This is a genomic window from Methylobacterium sp. WL103 (genome assembly GCF_008039885.1).
Lineage (GTDB): Bacteria > Pseudomonadota > Alphaproteobacteria > Rhizobiales > Beijerinckiaceae > Methylobacterium > Methylobacterium cerastii.
Genome location: NZ_VRUX01000493.1, coordinates 1 through 3,228 on the forward strand (window position 1 = coordinate 1; position 3,228 = coordinate 3,228).

Here is a 3,228-nt window from a genome sequence, read left to right on the forward strand (position 1 = left end):
AGCCGGCGGTGAGCGTCACGCCGCCGCCTGCCGCGGACGCGGACGCGAAGCAGGAGGCGGACGCGGACGAGCCGGTCGGACGGGTCGTCCTGCTCGCCGGCCTCGCGGTGCTGCTGATCCTCGGGGCGATCCTGGTTCTAGTCTGACGGACGAGGCAGGGCAGCCGGATAAACCGCCTCCGCGGGCGTCGATCAAAACCGCGCGACTAAGCCGACGCCGCCGATCATCAGCACGCCTCCGAGGAGACGCCAGACGCTCGCCTCGTGCACCTTGAAGCCGACGAGGCCGAAATGGTCGAGCAGGACCGAGGTGACGACGCCCGCCGTCACGATCAGCCCGAGGAAGCTCGCGGCGCCGATCTTCTTGGATACGTAGAGCTGCGCCACCGCGAGGATCGCGCTCAGCACGCCGCCCAGCCAGGCCCACCAGGGAACCTGCGCGAGGCGCTCCATCCCCGGCCAGCCATAGCGCCCCATCACGAGCATGATCAGGGCGAGCGTCGCGATGCTGATGACGAGGCTGACCACGCCCGCCAGGAGCGGCTGCGCGAACGCTTTGGCGAGGCCGGCGTTCTGACCGGGCTCGATCGCGCTGGCGAGACCGGCCAGGAGCGCGAATCCATAGAGGAAGACCATGCGGAATCCTTGATCAGGCTGGGAAGACGTCGATCGTCAGAACACCGCCACCAGGGCGACGCCGCCGACCATCAGGACACCGCCGGCGATGCGCCACGGGCTCGCGCGATGGCGGTCGAAGCCGACCAGGCCGTAATGGTCGAGGGCGATCGACCCGACCACGCCCGCGGTGATAACGCAGCCCAGGAACGGCGCGGCGCCGACCGATTGCGCAACGTAGAGCTGCGCCAGGACCACCGCGGCCCCGAGGATTCCGCCCGGCCAGGCCCACCAGGAAACGCTGGCGACCTTCTCTGCGCTTGGCCGGTCGAGCCGGCCGGTGACGACCATCGCCCCGATCAGGCACAGCATGGCGAGACCGAAGCAGAAGAGTCCCGCCAGCATCGGCTGGCCCGTGACCTTGGCCAAGGTGGCGTTCTGGCCGGGCTCGATCGCGTTGGCGACGCCGGCCAGCAGGGCGATGCCGTAGAGGTACCACATGGGCGTCCTACATCGGTGCTCGATGGATGAGGTGCCGGGTCTTCGATTGGACGAAAACCCGGACGTTCTTCTGCGCAACCGACCAAACCGCAGAACGACTGCATCACGGGAGCGCGAAGACCTCGGACAGATCGCCCCATGCGGCGCGCAGCGACGTGTCCGCATAAAAGCCGACGCAGGCGCGTCGCGTCAGCGATGGTAATCCGGTCGAAGCCGCCGCATCGCGCGAAGCTTCGCCGCCCGCACGGACGGGGTCTGCAGCAGGTCCGCGCAGAACAGGATCGGCAGGGGCACGAGCGGTTCCGAGACGGGCCCGTCCTTGTGCATGAGCGCCATCGGCGTCCGCGCCGCCGCGGCTTTGACGGCCGCATCGAGGGACATGAGCGGCTCGACGCCGCCGTGGCCGCGCTCCAGCACGACCGCGCCCCAGCCGTGGCCCTGCTCCTTCAGGTACGCGGAATCCTGCGCCGTCAGGCAGGCGGCGAAGGCGTAGCCCTCGACGTCGCGACGGAGCGCGGCGGAGCCCGACGGCTCGCGGGCGACGGCATCGAGCCGGAGCGTCGGCAGGACGGCGAGGTCGAGGACGGCGAAACCGAGCAGGGCGACCCACGTGGTCGCCTTCCGAGAGATCGCGAACCGGCCTTCGCCACGCGTCGATGTTCGCACCATCATCCGGTCTCCGCTGTCGCCGGCGAACGAGGCCGCCGACATGTCGGCCGGTCGCTCGACGGAGCCGGGCCTTATGGAAAGTCTCACGGTTCGACCGCGGCGATGTCGGCCGCCCGCAGCCAGCCGACGACGGGCGCCTTGCCGCCCCCGTAGGCGGCCCGGACCCAATCCCCCCGCCGCTCGACGACCGCGACGACGTCGGCCTCGACGAGGTACGGGCTGCGCTTCGGTGCGGGTCCGGGCTCGGCAAGCAACGCGGCGCGCTTGGCGGTGACCAGGGCCACCCCCTGCCAGCGCGCGACGTCCTCACCCGGATCGGCCGCCTCGGCCGCGAGGGCGTAGGGGCTGCCGACCATGCTGCCCGTGGTCATCGGGCAACCGCCGTGATCCTCGGCCAGGGTCAGCGCCGCCCCGGCGGCGTCGAAGGCGAGGGTGCCGGAGATGCGCCGCGCCTCGCCTGGGTACCAGGTCTCGACGGTGCCATGGGCGCCCGACAGCGTCCCGTGCAGGAGGAAGATGCAGCTGAACGAAGGCATGCCCTCGACCCCGCCGCGGCCCTCGGCGAAGACGCCGGCGACACGGTCGCCCTTCACCACCAGGGTGAGGCTGTCATAACGCCCCGAGCGCGGCGCAGGCTCGGCCATCGCCGCACCGCACCAGGCCACCGCCGCGAGGGCACCGAACACGGCCCGGCGCGGCCGGGCCGCCCGGATCACAATCCCTGCTCCAGCACCTTCACCACGGCCTCCACCCGGTCCTTGTAGTCGGCCACGTTGGCGAAGGGCCGCCAGTTGACGTCGAGCACCCCGGCGTCGAACCTCAGGCCGTTCGGGTAGTTCGAGGCCGGTGCGGTCTTCTCGTCGTAGCGGACCCGGATGCCCTTGAGCTTCGCCTTGAGAGCGTCGCGGCCCATCGGATCGCGGCCGACCTGCTTCAGCCCCGCCGCCAGCGGCTCGAAGATCGTCGTCTCGAAGTAGGCCGGGTCGGAATAGTACTTGTCGTCGCCGGGGATGGTGAGCTGGTCCCACGCCACCTCGACCGGCACCGGAAAGCCGGCCGCGTCCTGGATCGCCTTCTGCTGCGCCGGATAGCGGCCCTCGCGATAGGCGGCGATCGCCCGGCGCTCGGCCAGCCCGACCGTCGGCTCGGCCCGGACGGCGGATGCGCAGAGCAGCAGCGCGGCGGTGGCGAGCGCGTTTCGGCGTGAGAGCATGCGTGGCGTCTCCATCGGAATGCGCCGACCGTTCGTCGGCGCGGGCGGGTGAAGCGGCGAGCGAATGCTCGTCCAGGTTGCGGCGTCGAGGCCGCGGCGTCGGGCGGCGTCCGGCACCGCTTTCGCCTGTCTAGCAGCTTCCGCACGGCGAATGGGAGAGGCGACGGGGCTCGGGCCGGCGGGGGCGGCTGCGCCCGGCGCCAAACCTCTGGTATGGCGACGGGGCGGGGG

At 71.4% G+C, this 3,228-nt stretch carries 5 protein-coding genes; all 5 read right to left on the reverse strand.

The window, feature by feature from the left end; genetic code table 11:
• Positions 1-191: 191 nt before the first annotated feature.
• The gene (locus tag FV222_RS21095; RefSeq protein WP_147815563.1) at positions 192-635 is read right to left on the reverse strand and encodes a DMT family transporter; all 444 of its coding nucleotides are present in this window, start codon (positions 633-635) and stop codon (positions 192-194) included.
• 36 nt (positions 636-671) lie between these two features.
• Positions 672-1,115: a DMT family transporter gene (locus FV222_RS21100; protein WP_147764463.1), complete on the reverse strand. Its 444-nt coding sequence runs from the start codon at positions 1,113-1,115 to the stop codon at positions 672-674.
• 189 nt (positions 1,116-1,304) lie between these two features.
• Positions 1,305-1,826, reverse strand: a complete 522-nt coding sequence (locus FV222_RS21105; RefSeq protein ID WP_147815564.1) for a hypothetical protein — start codon at positions 1,824-1,826, stop codon at positions 1,305-1,307.
• 41 nt (positions 1,827-1,867) lie between these two features.
• The gene (locus tag FV222_RS21110) at positions 1,868-2,470 is read right to left on the reverse strand and encodes a hypothetical protein (protein WP_187277406.1); all 603 of its coding nucleotides are present in this window, start codon (positions 2,468-2,470) and stop codon (positions 1,868-1,870) included.
• Positions 2,471-2,496: 26 nt separating this feature from the next.
• Complete coding sequence (locus tag FV222_RS21115) at positions 2,497-2,997, reverse strand: hypothetical protein (RefSeq protein ID WP_147815566.1); 501 nt, start codon at positions 2,995-2,997, stop codon at positions 2,497-2,499.
• Between the last annotated feature and the right edge of the window lie 231 nt (positions 2,998-3,228).

Bases quoted from the DNA above. Each gene is read 5' to 3' on its own strand.
- FV222_RS21100 (WP_147764463.1), bottom strand. From the start codon at position 1,115: ATGTGGTACCTCTACGGCATCGCCCTGCTGGCCGGCGTCGCCAACGCG.
- FV222_RS21115 (WP_147815566.1), bottom strand. From the start codon at position 2,997: ATGCTCTCACGCCGAAACGCGCTCGCCACCGCCGCGCTGCTGCTCTGC.
- FV222_RS21105 (WP_147815564.1), bottom strand. From the start codon at position 1,826: ATGTCGGCGGCCTCGTTCGCCGGCGACAGCGGAGACCGGATGATGGTG.
- FV222_RS21095 (WP_147815563.1), bottom strand. From the start codon at position 635: ATGGTCTTCCTCTATGGATTCGCGCTCCTGGCCGGTCTCGCCAGCGCG.